The sequence below is a fragment of the Streptomyces sp. DSM 120436 genome, assembly GCF_055778765.1.
This window is the reverse complement of sequence record NZ_JBSKBS010000004.1, coordinates 22966-38690: the sequence shown is the minus strand read 5'-3', so window position 1 is coordinate 38690 and position 15725 is coordinate 22966. Positions and strand designations below refer to the sequence as shown.

Sequence of the window (15725 nt, the reverse complement as noted above, 5' to 3'; positions counted from 1 at the left end):
AAGTGGCCCGGGGGTGTCGAGCGGCATCGAAACGGGCCGCGCCGTACTGCGGGAAGCGGTGGCCGGAGAGGGTCGGCCGGAAACAATTCGCCCAAGCGCGTGGCTGACTTACCGTGGCACTGTCCGGAACAGGATGAAACGGGGGTGACTGCACGTGGTGTGCGGCAGATGTCGCACGCGGCCACGGACGGGAGTTCCCGCGCCCGGCAGACTGAGACGGAGCGTCCGGCTCCTCGGCTACGGCGCGGTTCCCGTCCTGCCGTCCCGCGACACCGACGTTCCTCCGGCTCCCCCGAGGTGTTCCCGCGCCGGGTCATGGTGGGCACGGTGAGGAACACCTCGGCTCGTCCTGCGCACGGGCTTGCCGGAAACCAGTGGGATCGATTCATCACGTGTGTCCGTTGATCCATAGGGGCTGCCCATGTACGCGATCAGTCCGAGCACCACCGTTGACGACCTCAGCGCCGGCGGACCGGGTCCGCTCACCGTCGCCAGCCGCTGCCTCGTGGGCCGGCAGGAGGAGTGGGCCGAACTGCGCGGACTCCTCGGCAACCCGGCCGTCCGCGTCGTCACCGTCACCGGCCCCGTCGGAGTCGGCAAGAGCCGGCTCGCCGCGGCCGCGTACGCCGACGTCGCCCAGTCCTTCGAGGACGGCGGCTGGGTCGTCGACCTGAACGACGTCCACCCCGGCCAGGACCTCGAGGTGCTGCTCGCGGAGACCCTCGGCCTGGAGACCGGCACCGGCCGGCCCGTGCACCCCCTGCTGCGCGCCTACCTCCAGCCCCGCCGCTCCCTGCTCTTGCTGGACGGCTGCGACCGGATGCGCGCCGCGCTCGTACCGGCCGTCACCCGCCTGGTCAACGACTGCCCCGGGCTCACCGTCCTGATGACGGGGAACGAACGACTCGGCATCTACGACGAGGTGCTGCTGCGCCTGCGCCCGCTGGAGCTGCCCCCGGCCGACCGGGAGCCGGACCTGGACGAGCTGCGGCAGATCCCCTCGGTCAAGCTGTTCGTGGAACGCACCGTCGTGAGCCGCCCCAACTTCGCGCTCACCGAGCACAACCGCGACGCGGTGGTCCGGCTCTGCCGCCGTACCGACGGCCTGCCGATGGCCATCGAGTTCGCCGCGTCCCGCATGAAGATGCTCTCCCCCCAGCGCCTCCTGGACGAACTCGACACCAGCCTCGACGCCCTGTCCGGGACCGAGTTCGACACCCTGTCCCGGCACCGCGGCATGGGCGCCGCCATCGCCCGCCAGCTCGACACGCTGGACAAGGACGAACGGGCCCTGCTCAGACGGCTCGCCGTGTTCCACCGGGCCTTCGACCTGCCCACCGCCCAGGCGCTGTGGTCGGGCGGCGTCAGCGAACTCCAGCGCCTGCTGGAGAGGTTCGTCGACAAGAGCCTGCTGCACACCGAGGAGTGCTCCGACGGCGAACTCATCATCTCCATGCTCGGCCTGACCCGGCAGTTCCTGCTGGAGGAGGCGCACACGCTGGGGGAGGACCGGGAGCTCTCCGCGGCGCACGCCGCGTTCTGCGTCGACCTCGCCGAGAGCGCCGAAAGCGGGCTGCGCGGCCCCGACCAGAGCTGGTGGCTGCTCGTGATCGACTACCGGCGGCAGGACCTCACCAGCGCGCTGGACTTCCTCGCGCGCACGGGTGACACCGCGGGCCTGGTCGCGATCGCCGTGAACCTGCGCGAGTACTGGCGGGCCCGCGGGGAGATCAAGGAGGGCATCACCCGGCTGCGGGCCGGACTCGACGACGCCGGCGGTCTCACCCCGGCCCAGCGGGCCAGGGGGCGCCTGGCGCTCGCCGAACTCCTGCTGGACGCCGGCGAGACGACGGCGGCCGAGGACTGCCTCGGCAAGGCCCGTGCCGCGTACGAGGAACTCGGCGACGCCGCCGGGGTCGCCGCCTGCATGCGCGGCGCCGGGCTCGTCGCACTGCGGCGCGGGGACCTGGTCGAGGCCGACCGCCGTCTCGAGGACTGCGTGGCCGCCGCCACGGACGACGACGGGGCGGAACGCGCCGAGGTGCTGCGCGTCCTCGCGGAAGTCCGCCGTGCCGAGGGCGACGCGGCCTGCGCGCGCAGACTCGCCGAGGAGGCGCTGGAGTTCTTCGAGCGGCAGCGGGACGTCCGCAACATCGTGCTCACCCGTCTCGTGCTGGGCGACGTGGCCTTCGCTCTGGGCGATCAGGACGGCGCCGTCGGCCTGTACCGATCCGCCCTGCGGGACATCGCCGAGCTGAGGCACCTGGCGCTGTGCGCGCTCGGCCTGGAGAAGTTCGCGCTCCTGCTCACCCGCAGCCGGAGCCAGTCGATGGAGACCTGGCGCCGGGCGGCACGGGCCCTGGGAGCGGCGGCGGGCATCCGGGCCGCCACCGGCTGCGTCGCGCCCGCCCCCGTGCGCATGGAGGTGGACGCGGTCACCGCCCTCACCCGGGTGCGCCTGGGCGAGGAGGAGGCAGCGAAGCTCGCCGCCGAGGGCCGGCAGTCGCCGCCGGAGGCCGCGGTCACCGCCGTACTGACCCCTTCCGGGAGCGTCGAGCCGGACCGCGCACCGGACGGCGCCGGCAACCCGCTCACCCCGCGGGAGCGGGAGGTGGCCGAACTGGTGGCCAGCGGCCTCACCAACCGGGAGATAGCCCGCCGCCTCGGCATCGCCGAGTGGACGGCCGTGAACCACGTACGCAAGATCATGCGCAAGCTGGCGTGCACCTCACGGGTCCAGGTCGCCAGCTGGATGACCAAGCAGGACTCCGCCCGCCGGAGCCGGCCGACGGCCTTGTGGCCCGCCGGCGCGCGCGCCTCCCGGGTCTAGAGAGCCCGCGGACAGGCGTCAAAGACGGGGTCCGGCAGGCGGAGCGGCAGTGGTGCCACTGCTCCGCGCACCGGGCCCCGCACGCTCAGAACCAGTGGTGCGCCACGTTGAACAGCAGCACACAGGCGACGGTCGTCCGGAAAACCACCACGCCACGGGAGCGCGCCAGCAGCGCGTGGCCGTCGCGCAGGAAGGAGACGTACTGGCGCAGCCGCAGCGCCATCAGCGGCACGGTCGCCACCACGAACCAGCCGGGAATCCACCCCGCGGCGTACGGTCCGAGGATCACCAGGAGGTTCACCGCCGTCAGCGCCCCCAGGAACACCTGGTTGCCGCGCTTCGACGTCATCACCGCGACGGTGCGCCGGCCCACCGCCGCGTCCCCGCCGATGTCCTGGGTGTTGGAGTAGCCGGATATCAGCAGCTGCCCGAACCCGAACAGCAGCGCCTCCACCAGCACCAGCGCGGGAAGGTCACCGAGGGTGAGGGAGTAGGGAGACAGCACGAACGCCGTGGCGGAGAAGAGCAGCAGCAGCTCGCCGAGCCCGACGTAGCTGAGCTTCAGACCCCACGAGTACTGCGGGCTGAAGACGAGCAGCAGCGTGGTGACCACCACACCCCACACGGGCGCGTGCGGTGCCGCGAGCACCGCCACCAGCCACCACAGCGCCCCCCACCCCAGGGCCACGTACCCGAACCGCTGCGCGTGGTGCACGGTGAGCTCGCCGGTGAGCAGCGGCTTGCGCTTGACCGGCCGCAGCTCGGTGTTGTCCTCGGAGAGGTAGTTCGCCGTGTCGCTGCCGTCCTTGACACCGGTCACGTCGTCCAGCGTCATGACCGCGGACAGCACGCCCACCTTTCCCAGAGCGAACACCAGCAGCGTCAGGAGCACCTGCCCGTCCAGGCGGGCACCCGGCTCCATCGCGGTCCACACGATGAGCAGCGCGAGGAAGAAGTCGAGGACGAACTGGAACTTGACCAGCCTGGCGTACCTGCCGAGTCGCTGCAGAACGCCTGCATCGGGGGCCACTTGCATACCCGTAGCCGCCATGGAGTGAGTCCTTACTGTCGGGCCGGGAACGCCCCTTCAGAGCGTCACCGCGGCGGTGTTGAGACAGGCGAGCAGTGAACGCGCCTGCACGTTGACGTACCGGCTGTGCCGCACCAGCGCGTTGAGCTGCCCGGGCGTGATCCAGCGGAACCCCGCAGGCGGCTCGGTGGGTGCCTGCGACTCGTCCGCCTCGACGAACAGGTAACGGCTCTGCGCGTGATGGAAGCGGCCGCCCTCCTCGGAGTGCACCGCCTCGTAGCGGATCTGCTTCTCGTCGGCGCCGAGCACCAGGTCGAGGAAGCGCGGGCGCTGTGCGGGGCCGAGATGGCGGTGATTGTCCGGCACGCACTGCACCGTCGGCGCCAGCTCCAGCGTCTCCAGGAGGCCGCCCTCCGGGAGGGCCCGCGCGAGCAGGTGCGGGACACCGCCGAAGCGACGGGTCACGAACGCCGTGACCCCGAGACCGAGGGGTTCGATCAATGGCTGGGTCCACTGCGCCACCTCCCGGCCGGCGGCCTCCACCGCGACCGCCATCACTCGGAAATAGCGTTCCGGCACATGGTCGACGGACCAATCGCCGCGCACCCAGTTCGTCACCTCGGCGAGCGGCACCGACCGCACCCGGCGGTCGTGGCGGGAGCGCTCGGCGGTGATCCAGGACAGCACCCCCAGGTCGGAGTGGAGCGCTCCGGTCTCGGCCGGCTGCACCGGGGCGCAGGCGAGGACGGTACGCGCGTCCATGTTCACCACGTTGTCGAGGCGCAGCAGCGCCCCGATCTGCCCGAGGGTCAGCCAGCAGAAACCGTCCTCCAGCGGGACCTCGCCCTCCGCCTCCACCAGCATGTTCCGGTTGGCCTTGCGCAGGAACCACGAGCCGTGCTCCGACTGGAGCACATCGGCGATCACCCGCTCCGGTGGTACGTCCAGGAAGTACTCGAGGTACTTCACGTCCGCGCCCCGGTGCACCTTCGTGTAGTTGCTGCGGGTCGCCTGCACGGTCGGCGACAACTGCACCAGGTTGGGGTTGCCCGGCTCCATCTTCGCCTGCATCAGGAAGTGCAGGACGCCGTCGAACTCCTTGGCCAGGATGCCGAGGATGCCGACCTCCGGCTGGTTGATGATCGGCTGGCGCCACTTCGGGACCGGGTTCTCGGGATGGGTGACGTGGATGCCTTCCACCGTGAAGAACCGGCCGCTGCGGTGCACGAGGTTGCCGGTCCCCGGTGCGAAGGACCAGCCGTCGAGATCGGCGAACGGGATGCGCTCCACCCGGTACCGGTGGGTCCGCGCGCGCTCCGCCAGCCACGGCACGAGCTCCTCGGTACGCGGACCGCGGCCGTGCGCGGCGAGCGCCGAACGGATGAGGCGGTCCGGTCCGGCCGCCTGCTCGTCGCGGCTGCGCAGGACCGGCGCCGGCGTGCTCATCGGGCCGCCTCCGAGGTGGCGGCGCGCTTGACGTCCTTCCACCAGCCGGGGTGGTCCCGGTACCAGTCGACGGTCTCGCGCAGACCGCGCTCGAACGGCACCGCCGGCTCGAAGCCCAGCTCCTCGCGGATCTTCGTGCCGTCGAGGGAGTAGCGGTCGTCGTGCCCCAGCCGGTCGGCCACCCGGCGGACGGCGGACGCGTCGGCGCCGCACAGCTCCAGCAGCTGGTGGGTGAGCTCCAGGTTGGTCCGTTCGACCCCCCCTCCCACGTTGTAGATCTCCCCGGCCCGGCCCTTGGCGCGCACCATCTCCACGGCGCGGCAGTGGTCCTCGACGTGGATCCACTCGCGGACGTTGTGCCCGTCCCCGTACAGCGGCACCGGCTTGCCCTCCAGGAGGTTGGTGACGAAGAGCGGGATGAGCTTCTCGGTGTGCTGGTAGGGGCCGTAGTTGTTGGAACAGCGAGTGATCGACACGTCCAGCCCGTGGGTGCGCCAGTAGGAGCGGACCACGAGGTCGGAGGCGGCCTTGGACGCCGCGTACGGCGAGTTGGGCGCCAGCGGCCAGGTCTCGGTCCACGACCCGGACGCGATCGACCCGTAGACCTCGTCGGTGGAGACGTGCACGATCCGCTCCACGCCGGCGAGGCGCGCGCAGTCGAGCAGCACCTGGGTGCCCATGACGTTGGTGCGGACGAAGTCGGCGGCGGCCGCCACGGAGCGGTCGACGTGCGACTCGGCCGCGAAGTGCACGATCGAGTCGTGGCCGGGCAGCAGCTCCCGCAGCAGTCCGGCGTCGCAGACGTCGCCGTGGACGAAGTCCAGACGCTCCGCGCCGACCGGCAGGTTGGCGAGGTTGCCGCTGTACGTCAGCTTGTCGACGACGGTCACCCGGGCGCCGACGGCCTGCGGATAACGGTCGTCGAGCACGGCGCGCACATAGTGCGAACCGATGAAGCCGGCGCCGCCCGTGACCAGGATTCTCATGATGCGACCTCCACCCGGGAGTCGTCCCCGACGATCAGCCGGTGCCGGCGGGCGGCCGTCACCGAGGCGGTCCTGCCGATGAGCGAGCCGCTCAGCCCGCGCAGGCCCGACAGTGAGGACCCGTCCTGCACGATCGAGTCCTCGATGAGCGTGCGCCGCACCGTGCAGCCGGCGCCGATCGCGGTGTAGCGCCCGAGGCGGCTGTCCTCCACCACGCTCCCGGGGCCGATGTACGCCGGCCCCTCGATGCTGGAGCGCACCACGCGCGCACCCGGGGAGAGCACCACCGGACCGGTCAGTACGCTGGCGTCGTCCACCTCGCCGCGCCGCTGCGGACGCACCTCGTCCAGCAGCCTGCGATTGGATTCGAGGACGGCGTCGACGTTCCCGGTGTCGGCCCAGAAACCGAAGTACTCGCTCGCCCTCACACAGGCTCCGTCCTCCACGAGCCACTGGATTGCTTCGGTGATCTCCAGCTCGCCGCGCGCACTCGGCCGGATGCTGTCGACCGCCCGGTGAATGGCCGGAGTGAAGAAGTAGACGCCGATCAGGGCGAGATCGCTGCGCGGTACGGCCGGCTTCTCGGCCAGCCGGGTCACCGTGGCCGACTCGTCGATCTCGGCGACCCCGAAAGCCCGCGGATCGGCGACTTTCTGGACGACGATCTGTGCGTCCGGCCGCTGCGCGGTGAAAGTCCGCGCGATTTCCGTGATTCCCTCCGCCAGGACGTTGTCGCCGAGGTACATCAGGAAATCGTCGGAGCCCAGGAATTCTCGGGCGATCAGCACGCAGTGGGCCAGTCCGAGGGGTTGTGCCTGGTGGATGTAGGTGATGCGGGCGCCGAACCGGGACCCGTCGCCCATCGCCTCACGGATCTTCTCCGACCGGTCGCCGACGATCACACCGATATCGGTGATGCCCGCGGCCAGAATGTTGTCGATGACATGTTCCAGGACCGCCTTGCCAGCGACCGGAATCAGCTGTTTCGGCGTGGAATAGGTGAAGGGCCGAAGCCGGGTTCCCATCCCGCCGGACAGTACGAGAGCCTTCACTTTGTCCTTCCGGATCGATTCTTCGGCCAATGGGTGATGTCCGTAGGATTTTCCGGGAGTGCATAAGTGAGGCTAACGGCGCCGCCGTGGAGGTCCGTTGATATGTTCTTGGACTCTGTCATGTCCTGCTCGACGTGACGCACTCTGTGCTATTCACTCGTGCCGGAAGGGAAATCCGGCCGGCGCCGCCGGGCACGGGAGGCGGGGCGCCGAGCCGGTGCACGGGGCGGGGCGCCGCAGTCGGCGCCGTGCGGGCCCGGGCGCGTGCCCGGCCGCACGGCCCGCGGGTCACACCTGCTCGCCGGCCGGCATCTCCTGCGCCGCCTCCTCGGGGCTCAGCGTCCCGCCCCGTTCGTAGGCGGCGGTGAACCGCTCCTCGCCCAGCCGCTCACGGGCGTCCGCCGTGATCCGGTCCACGTCGTCCCGCTCGCCCTCGGGCAGGGGAGTGCCCACGCGTGCCCGGGCCGCGGCGGCCGCGCCGAGCAGGCACGCCGCCCGCTCGGCGCGGCCCGCCAGGAGCTGCGCCCCGGCCAGACCCTCCAGACCCAGGGCGACCGCGCGGGGATCACCGGACTCCTGCGCCACCCTCAGGCCGTCCCGCTGCAACTCCAGGGCGGTCCGCGGGTCACCGCGCAACTCCGCGACGAACCCGAGCTCGGCGAGGATCAGCGAGGGCACGCCGGGCTGGTAGCCCATGCGCCGGTGCACGTCGAGCACGTTGCGCAGGTGACGCTCGGCGGTGTCCAGGTCGCCCTCCCGGCGGGCACCCATGGCGAGTCCCATCTCGGCGAACTGCTCGCCGAAGTCGTCCGACTGCTCCACGGCGAGCCGCCGGGCCCGCTCGTGGTACTCCCGGGCCATCGCGTAGTCCCGGGTGAGCAGGGAGGTCCGGCCCAGCCCCGAGAGGTGGAACGACACCTCGGGCCACAGCTCCAGGTCCTCCGCCATGCGCAGCCCGTCGCGCAGCAGCCGCCCGGCCTGCGGGTAGTCCCCGACCACCTCGGCCAGCGTCTGCAGCGGCACCATGGCCCGCAACTGCCCCCACCGGTCGCCCAGTTCGCGGAAAATCTCCAGGCTCTGCTCGCCGTACCTGCGCAGCGCGCCGAACTCGCCGCGCAGCTTGGCGATGAACGCCCGGCTGCTCAGCGCCGCCGCCGTGCCCCAGCGGTCCTCCAGCGACCGGAACGTCATCAGCGCCCGCTCGACCAGCTCCTCGCTGGGCCCCAGGTCCCCGACGCCGTACAGGTTGGACCCCAGGAACCACCGGGCGTGCGCCTCGCCGCCGGGGTCGTCCAGCTCCTCGTAGGGGCGCAGCGCGGCGCGGTACTCGGCGATCGGGTCCTTGCCGCCGCCGAGGAGCAGCCTGGTCCCGCCCAGCCAGGCCGTCGCCTCGGCGACCGCCGGGGTGACCGGGGTCCGCGGCACCAGGGCGAGCGCCGCGGTCAGGGAACGTTCCGCCTCGCGGTTGCGGCCGCGCAGATACCAGTACCACGCCAGGGCGTTGACCAGCCGCAGGGCCCGCTCACCGTCCCCGCTGTGCACGGCGCTCTCCAGCGCGGTGCGCAGGTTCGCCGTCTCGCTGTCGAGCCGGCGCAGCCACTCCCGCTGCCCGTGACCGCGCAGATGCGGCCTGGCCCGCTCGGCGAGCGCGGTGTAGTAGGCGCGGTGGCGCAGGCGCAGCGCCTCCAGCTCACCGCTCTCGCGCAGCTGCTCCAGGCAGTACGCCGTGACGGACTCCAGCAGCCGGTAGCGCGGCCCGTCGACCCCGTCGGTCATGACCACCAGGGAGCAGTCCACCAGGCGGGCCAGCTGGTCCAGCACCTCCGTGTGGTCCACGCCGGCGCCCGCGCACAGTTCCTCCGCCGCCGCCAGCGAACAGCCGTCGGCGTGCACGGCCAGGCGGTGCAGCACCGCCCGCTCCCGGCTGCTCAGCAGGCCGCAGCTCCAGTCGATGACCGCGCGCAGCGTGCGGTGGCGCGCCGGTGCGTCACGGGTCCCGGCGGCCAGGAGCGTGAACCGGTCGTCGAGACGGGCGGCCAGCTCCTGCACGCCCAGGGCGCGGACCCGGGTGGCCGCCATCTCCAGTGCCAGCGGGATGCCGTCGAGGCGGCGGCAGACGGAGACCACGGGGGCGACGGTCTCCTCGCTCAGCCGGAAGCGGGGAGCGGCCGCGGCGGCCCGCGCCGCGAACAGCTCGACGGCGCTGAACCGCAGCACGTCCTCGGTGCTCAGACCCGCGGCGGACTGCGGCAGGTCCAGCGGAGGCACCTCCACCAGCTGTTCGCCGCCCACGCTGAGCGAGGTCTGGCTGGTGGTCATGATGTGCAGCCGCGGCGCCGCCCTGAGCAGCCGCACCGCCAGCTCGGCCACCGGCTCGACGACATGCTCGCAGTTGTCGAGGACCAGCAGGGCCCGCTCGTCGCCGAGGGCGTGCACCACCCGCGCGGTGGAGGAGAGCGGGTCACCGTCGGGGGAGGGGGAGGAGGTGATGTCGTCGCGCACGCCGAGCACCGCCTCGACCACCTCGTGCACCTCCGTGGCCGACGTGGCGGAGCGGTCGAGGGAGGCGAACTCCGCCAGCCAGACACCGCCGGGGAACTCCGGGCCGACCGCGGCCGCGGTCGCCAGGGCGAGCTGGGTCTTGCCCACGCCGCCCGAGCCGGTGAGGGTCACCAGCCGGTGCCGGCCGACGAGTGCGCGCAGCCGCCCGATCAGCGCGTCCCTGCCGATCAGGTCGACCGGCGGGGCGGGCAGGTTCGTCGGCGGCCGGGCCGCGGTGGTGCTCGGCGACGGTGCGGCCGCCAGGGCCGGGCTCTGGGTGAGGATCGCCTGGTGCAGCGCGGCCAGCTCGGGGGAGGGGTCCACGCCCAGCTCCTCGGCGAGCCGCTCGCGCAGCTCCTCGTAGCTGGTGAGGGCGGCGCTCTGCCGGCCGGCGAGGTACAGGGCGCGGATGTGGGCCGTACGCAGCCGTTCCCGCAGCGGATGCGACCCCACCAGGTCTGCCAGCTCGTCGGCGACCAGGGCGTGCTCGCCGAGCTCCAGCCGGGCCTCGGCCTGCTCCTCCAGCGCCGTCAGCCGCTGCTCCTCCAGGCGGTCGGCGGCGGTGCGGGCGAACTCCTCGTCGACGAAGTCGGCGAACGCCGGCCCCCGCCACAGGGCCAGCGCCTCGGTCAGCAGGTTCGTCCGGGTGCGGGGATCGGTGCTGCGGCGGGCGCGGGCCGTCAGGTCGAGGAAGCGGTCGGCGTCGACGGACCCGGGCGGGACCACGAGCTCGTAGCCGGGCGGGCGGGAGACCACCAGCTCCCGGCCGCCGGGCACGGCGTCCTCCAGGGCCCGGCGCAGCTGCCACACCTTGTTCTGCAGGACGCCGACGGGGTTGCTCGGCAGCTGCTCGCCCCACAGGTCGTCGATCAGCCGGTCCACGGACACGGGCCGGCCACGGTGGATCGACAGCGCGGTGAGCAGAGCACGCACCTTCAGCTCCGGCACCCGCACCGGCCGCCCCTCGTCCGTCCACACCGCCAGCGGGCCGAGCACCCCGAAACGCATGTGATCACGCTAGCCGAACCGGACGGCCCGCGACAGGACGATGCGGCGCGAGGACGCCCGGGAGCCACCGGCCGGGAGCGCCCGGAAGGCGATCGGCCGCGGGTGACCGAGCGCGCCGGCCAAGAGGCGCCGGCCGAGAGGCGCCGGCCGAGAGGCGCCGGCCGAGAGGCGCCGGCCGAGAGGCGTCGGCCGAGAGGCGTCGGCCGAGAGGCGCCGGCCGAGAGAGCCGAGAGGGCCGAGAGGGCCGAGAGGGACCGAGAGCGGACCGGGAGCGGGCCGGGAGCGGTGCCGGGCACCGTGGGAGCCGAGGAGCCGAGGAGCCGAGCCCACGGAGGGGAACCATGCCTGAGCCGAAACTGCGGGTGTCCGTCATCATCGGCAGCATCCGCAACGGCCGATTCGGGCCCACGCCGGCCCGCTGGATCGCGGACGAGGCGGCCAAGCGCGAGGATCTCGCCGTCGACGTGATCGACCTGGCGAAAGTGTGGCTGCCCGACGTGCTGCCGGCGGACGAGCACGCGGAGCGGCCGGCCGCCGTCCAGGACCTGGCGCCGTGGCTGGCCCACGCCGACGCGTTCATCATCGTGACCCCGGAGTACAACCACAGCTTCCCCGCCTCGCTCAAGAACGCCATCGACTGGTACGTCGACGAGTGGAAGGCCAAGCCGGTCGCGTTCGTCTCCTACGGCGGCATCGCCGGCGGTCTGCGCGCCGTCGCCCATCTGCGCGAGATTCTGCCCGGTCTGCACGCCGTGACGGTCCGTGACTCCGTCACCTTCCCCGAGTACTGGAACCGCTTCGACGAGCAGGGCCGGCCGGTGGACGCCGCGGAGTGCGAGGCCGCCGCCAAGACGATGCTCGACCAGCTGACCTGGTGGGGGCGCACCCTGCGCGACGCACGGGCCGTACGGCCCTACCCCGGCTGACGCTCCCCGCACCGTTCCCGTGGTCCGCACCACACCGTCCCCGACCCTGGAAGGACACCCATGTCATCTCATGTCTCCCCGGCGACGCCGGTGAAGGCAGGGACCCGTGAGTGGCTCGGTCTCGCCGTGCTCGCCCTGCCCACGCTGCTGCTGGCGCTCGATCAGAGCGTGCTGTTCCTCGCGCTGCCGCACCTGGCGGAGTCCCTGCACCCCACCGGCACCCAGACGCTGTGGATCATGGACATCTACGGCTTCATGATCGCCGGTTTCCTGGTCACCATGGGAACGCTCGGCGACCGGATCGGCCGGCGCCGGCTGCTGCTGATCGGCGCCACCTTCGTCGGCGCCACCTCACTGCTGGCGGCCTACTCCACCAGCGCCGAGATGCTGATCGCCACCCGGGCGCTGCTCGGTGTCGCCGCGGCCACCCTGATGCCCTCCACGCTCGCGCTGATCAGCAACATGTTCCAGGACCCGGGGCAGCGCGGCCGGGCCATCGCGGTGTGGGCCAGCTGCTTCATGGCGGGCACCGCGCTCGGCCCCATGATCGGCGGCGTGATGCTGGACTACTTCTGGTGGGGTTCGGTCTTCCTGCTCGGCGTCCCGGTCATGGTCATCCTGCTGATCGCGGGTCCCGTCCTGCTCCCCGAGTACCGTGACCCCGACGGCGGCCGGCTCGACCTGTTCAGCGTCGCGCTCTCGCTGGGCACCATCCTGCCGGTCATCTTCGGCCTCAAGGAGATCGCCCGCTACGGCTGGCAGCCGCTGCCCCTGCTGGTGATCGCGGCCGGCCTGGCCGTCGGCGTGGTCTTCGTCCGCCGCCAGACCCGGCTGACGCACCCGCTGCTCGACCTGCGCCTGTTCCGCTCCGGCGCCTTCACCTCGGCGCTGCTCGTGCTGATGCTGGCGATGGCCACCATGGGCGGCAGCTACCTGTTCATCACCGGCTTCCTGCAGATGGTCGAGGGCCTGTCGCCCACCGCCGCCGGCATGTGGATGGTGCCGTCGGCGATCGCCTCGGTCGTGGCGGCGATGATCGCCCCCAGCCTGACCAAGCGGCTGTCCATGGGCCTGGTGATCGGCGGCGGTCTCGCCCTGACGACCGTCGGCTACCTCCTGGTCGCGTTCGTCGACCCGGTGGGCGGACTCCCGCTGCTGATCACCGGCTTCGTGATCGCCTTCTTCGGCACGGGACCGATCGGCGCCCTGGGCACCAACCTCGTGGTCAGCTCCGCCCCGCCGGAGAAGGGCGGTTCCGCCGCCTCCCTGTCCGAGACGAGCGGCGAGTTCGGCGTCTCGCTCGGCGTCGCGGCCTTCGGCAGCCTGGGCACCGCGCTCTACCGCGGGGACATCACCGTCCCGCAGGGCGTGTCGGCCGAGCAGGCCCAGGCGGTGCGCGACGGCTTGGAGGGCGCGATCGTCGTCGCCCAGGAGCTGCCCGCGGACCTGCGCGACCAGGTACTGGCCGCGGCGCGCGAGGCGTACACCGGCGGGCTGAACGTCGTCGCCGTCGTCTGCGCCTCGCTCATCGCCGTCACCGCGGTGCTGGCGGCGACCCTGCTGCGCAAGGTGGGCGGCGCCCCGCCGGCCGAGGACGAGACGGCCGCCGCCCGGCAGGAGTCGGTCCCGGCCGGTTCCTGACCGCCGGACGTCCCGGCGCGGGCCCTTCACCACCCCGGTGAAGGGCCCGCGCCGTCTCCCCGCGCCGGGACATGCCGCTGACCTGACACATGAGGCGGTCCGCTCATGGACCCCCCTCCCCGGCCGTCGACAGCATGGACCCGTGCCCTCGCGTTCCCCGGCGCGTCAAGCCGCCCGCCCTCGACACGCAAAGGAATCCGTCCATGATCCGATGCCGAATCTGCGGTGGCCCGGTCGATGAGTTCCTCGACTTCGGCCGGCAGCCCGTCTCCGATTCCTTCGTGACGCCGGAGACGGCGGGCAGCGAGTTCTACTTCCGGCTGGCCGCCGGTGTCTGCACCGAGTGCACCATGGTGCAGCTCGTCGAAGAGGTGCCCCGCGAGAAGATGTTCCACGAGGACTACCCGTACCGCTCGGCGGGCTCGGCCGTCATGCGGGAGCACTTCGAGAAGTACGCGCACCGGCTGCTGGACGGCGAACTCGCCGGTGACGACCCCTTCGTGGTGGAGATCGGCTCCAACGACGGGACCATGCTGAAGACGATCGGCCGGGCCGGCGTGCGCCACCTCGGCGTCGACCCCTCCGCGCAGGTCGCCGAGTTCGCCAAGGCCGCAGGCGTACGGGTGCGCACGGACTTCTTCCAGGACTCCAGCGCACGCGACATCGCCGCGGCCGACGGACCCGCCGACGTGATCTTCTCCGCGAACACCGTCAGCCACATCGCCTACATCGACTCGGTGTTCCGGGGCGTGGACGCGCTGCTCGGACCCGACGGCGTCTTCGTCATCGAGGACCGCTACCTGGGCTCGATCATCGGGCAGAACGCCTTCGACCAGATCTACGACGAGCACTTCTACCTCTTCTCGGTCAGCTCCGTGCAGGCCATGGCCCGGCGCTTCGCCTTCGAACTGGCCGACGTGGAGCCGCTGTCCGTGCACGGCGGGTCCATGCGGTACACCATCGCCCGTCCCGGACGGCGCACCGTTTCCGCGGCCGTCACCGAGCACATCGAACGCGAGCGCGAGGCCGGCCTGGGCCGGCCGGAGACCTACCACCGCTTCGCGCGGCACGTGGAGAAGAGCTGCCGCGACCTGGTGCGGCTGCTCACCGACCTGCGCGAGCAGGGCCACTCGGTGGTCGGCTACGGCGCCACCGCGAAAAGCGCCACCGTCCTCAACCACTGCGGGATCGGCCCCGACCTGGTCCCGTTCATCTGCGACAACACCCCGGCCAAGCAGGGCCGGCTCGCCCCGGGCACGCACATCCCCATCCGGCCGTCCGAGCAGTTCTCCCAGCCCTACCCCGACTACGCCCTGCTCTTCGCCTGGAACCACGCCGAGGAAATCCTGGCGAAGGAAGGAGAGTTCCGGGCCGCGGGCGGCAAGTGGATCCTCTACGTGCCCGACGTCCACATCGTCTGATCTCCCGCCAGGGACCACATGACGGGCCGTGAAGGCCCCCGATCCCCAACCGGAAGGTGTCATGAGCAAGTACGCAGGCAAGAAGGCCGTGGTCACCGGCGGCACGCACGGCATCGGCATGGCCGTGGTGAAGAAGCTCCTCGACGGCGGAGCGGAGGTGCTGCTCACCGGTCTCAACGAGAAGAACATCGAGGCCGCCCGCGCCGAACTCGGCCCGCGCGCCCACGTGCTGCGCTCCGACGCGGCGAGCACGTCCGACATCGACGCCCTCGGCAGGGCGGTCGAGGAGACGCTGGGCGAGGTCGACTTCGTCTTCGTCAACGTCGGTTACCTGAAGTTCGGTTCCCTCAGCCAGGTCACCGAGGAAACCTACGACCGCATGTTCGACACCAACACCAAGGGCGCCTTCTTCACCGCGCAACGGCTCGCGCCCCTGGTCAGGAACGGCGGCTCGTTCGTCTTCACCACCGCCGTCGCCGTCGGCATGGGCTTCGTCGCCACCAGCGTCGGCACCGGCATGAAGTCCGCCATCCGCGCCTTCTCCAAGGTCTTCGCCTCCGAGCTGCTGCCCCGTGGCATCCGCGTCAACACGGTCAGCCCCGGCTTCACCGACACCCCCACCATGGGCATCGCCGAGATCTCCGACGAACTGCGCGCCGCCAACATCAAGGAGGGCGTCGAGCTGACCCCCATGCGCCGCTTCGGCACCCCTGAGGAGGTCGCCGACGCGGTGCTCTTCCTCGCCTTCGACGCCACCTTCACCACCGGCGTCGACCTGCCCGTCGACGGCGGCCTCGGCCAGGGCCTGGAGTGGCCGCACGACGAGATCGTCGAACACTGACCC

The 15725-nt window shown here is 71.9% G+C and carries 10 protein-coding genes; 5 read left to right on the top strand and 5 right to left on the bottom strand.

The genetic code is table 11. The features are described 5' to 3' along the window. The first annotated feature begins 421 nt into the window (after positions 1–421). Complete coding sequence (locus tag ACWH4W_RS31820; protein WP_473079336.1) at positions 422–2830, top strand: ATP-binding protein; 2409 nt, start codon at positions 422–424, stop codon at positions 2828–2830. 85 nt (positions 2831–2915) lie between these two features. Here ACWH4W_RS31820 and ACWH4W_RS31815 read toward each other — a convergent pair whose 3' ends face one another. From ACWH4W_RS31815 to ACWH4W_RS31795, 5 genes are all read right to left on the bottom strand, one after another. Then, positions 2916–3866: a UbiA family prenyltransferase gene (locus tag ACWH4W_RS31815; RefSeq protein WP_473079407.1), complete on the bottom strand. Its 951-nt coding sequence runs from the start codon at positions 3864–3866 to the stop codon at positions 2916–2918. Between the two features lie 51 nt (positions 3867–3917). Continuing rightward, positions 3918–5306, bottom strand: a complete 1389-nt coding sequence (locus tag ACWH4W_RS31810) for an NDP-hexose 2,3-dehydratase family protein (protein WP_473079335.1) — start codon at positions 5304–5306, stop codon at positions 3918–3920. Further along, positions 5303–6292: a dTDP-glucose 4,6-dehydratase gene (gene rfbB / locus ACWH4W_RS31805; protein WP_473079334.1), complete on the bottom strand. Its 990-nt coding sequence runs from the start codon at positions 6290–6292 to the stop codon at positions 5303–5305. The genes ACWH4W_RS31810 and rfbB overlap by 4 nt, the downstream gene beginning before the upstream one ends. Further along, positions 6289–7344: a glucose-1-phosphate thymidylyltransferase gene (locus tag ACWH4W_RS31800; protein WP_473079406.1), complete on the bottom strand. Its 1056-nt coding sequence runs from the start codon at positions 7342–7344 to the stop codon at positions 6289–6291. The genes rfbB and ACWH4W_RS31800 overlap by 4 nt, the downstream gene beginning before the upstream one ends. 288 nt (positions 7345–7632) lie before the next feature. After that, entirely contained in the window at positions 7633–10893 is a 3261-nt protein-coding gene (locus tag ACWH4W_RS31795; protein ID WP_473079333.1) for an ATP-binding protein, read from the bottom strand. Positions 10894–11234: 341 nt separating this feature from the next. Here ACWH4W_RS31795 and ACWH4W_RS31790 point away from each other — a divergent pair, with 341 nt between their 5' ends. The 4 genes from ACWH4W_RS31790 to ACWH4W_RS31775 all read left to right on the top strand — a co-directional run bounded on the left by ACWH4W_RS31790 (position 11235) and on the right by ACWH4W_RS31775 (position 15722). After that, positions 11235–11819: an NADPH-dependent FMN reductase gene (locus ACWH4W_RS31790; RefSeq protein WP_473079332.1), complete on the top strand. Its 585-nt coding sequence runs from the start codon at positions 11235–11237 to the stop codon at positions 11817–11819. A gap of 60 nt (positions 11820–11879) precedes the next feature. Then, positions 11880–13460, top strand: coding sequence for an MFS transporter (locus ACWH4W_RS31785; RefSeq protein WP_473079331.1), 1581 nt, complete (start codon positions 11880–11882; stop codon positions 13458–13460). 203 nt (positions 13461–13663) lie between these two features. Beyond that, a complete protein-coding gene (locus tag ACWH4W_RS31780) occupies positions 13664–14881 on the top strand; it encodes a methyltransferase domain-containing protein (protein WP_473079330.1) in 1218 nt (405 codons plus the stop codon). 61 nt (positions 14882–14942) lie between these two features. Further along, positions 14943–15722 (top strand): SDR family oxidoreductase, encoded by a 780-nt coding sequence (locus ACWH4W_RS31775; RefSeq protein ID WP_473079329.1) that lies wholly within the window; start codon positions 14943–14945, stop codon positions 15720–15722. Positions 15723–15725 lie beyond the last annotated feature (3 nt).

Bases quoted from the DNA above. Each gene is read 5' to 3' on its own strand.
- ACWH4W_RS31785 (WP_473079331.1), top strand. From the start codon at position 11,880: ATGTCATCTCATGTCTCCCCGGCGACGCCGGTGAAGGCAGGGACCCGT.
- ACWH4W_RS31820 (WP_473079336.1), top strand. From the start codon at position 422: ATGTACGCGATCAGTCCGAGCACCACCGTTGACGACCTCAGCGCCGGC.
- ACWH4W_RS31775 (WP_473079329.1), top strand. From the start codon at position 14,943: ATGAGCAAGTACGCAGGCAAGAAGGCCGTGGTCACCGGCGGCACGCAC.
- ACWH4W_RS31790 (WP_473079332.1), top strand. From the start codon at position 11,235: ATGCCTGAGCCGAAACTGCGGGTGTCCGTCATCATCGGCAGCATCCGC.
- ACWH4W_RS31795 (WP_473079333.1), bottom strand. From the start codon at position 10,893: ATGCGTTTCGGGGTGCTCGGCCCGCTGGCGGTGTGGACGGACGAGGGG.
- ACWH4W_RS31810 (WP_473079335.1), bottom strand. From the start codon at position 5,306: ATGAGCACGCCGGCGCCGGTCCTGCGCAGCCGCGACGAGCAGGCGGCC.
- ACWH4W_RS31780 (WP_473079330.1), top strand. From the start codon at position 13,664: ATGATCCGATGCCGAATCTGCGGTGGCCCGGTCGATGAGTTCCTCGAC.
- ACWH4W_RS31815 (WP_473079407.1), bottom strand. From the start codon at position 3,866: ATGCAAGTGGCCCCCGATGCAGGCGTTCTGCAGCGACTCGGCAGGTAC.
- rfbB (WP_473079334.1), bottom strand. From the start codon at position 6,292: ATGAGAATCCTGGTCACGGGCGGCGCCGGCTTCATCGGTTCGCACTAT.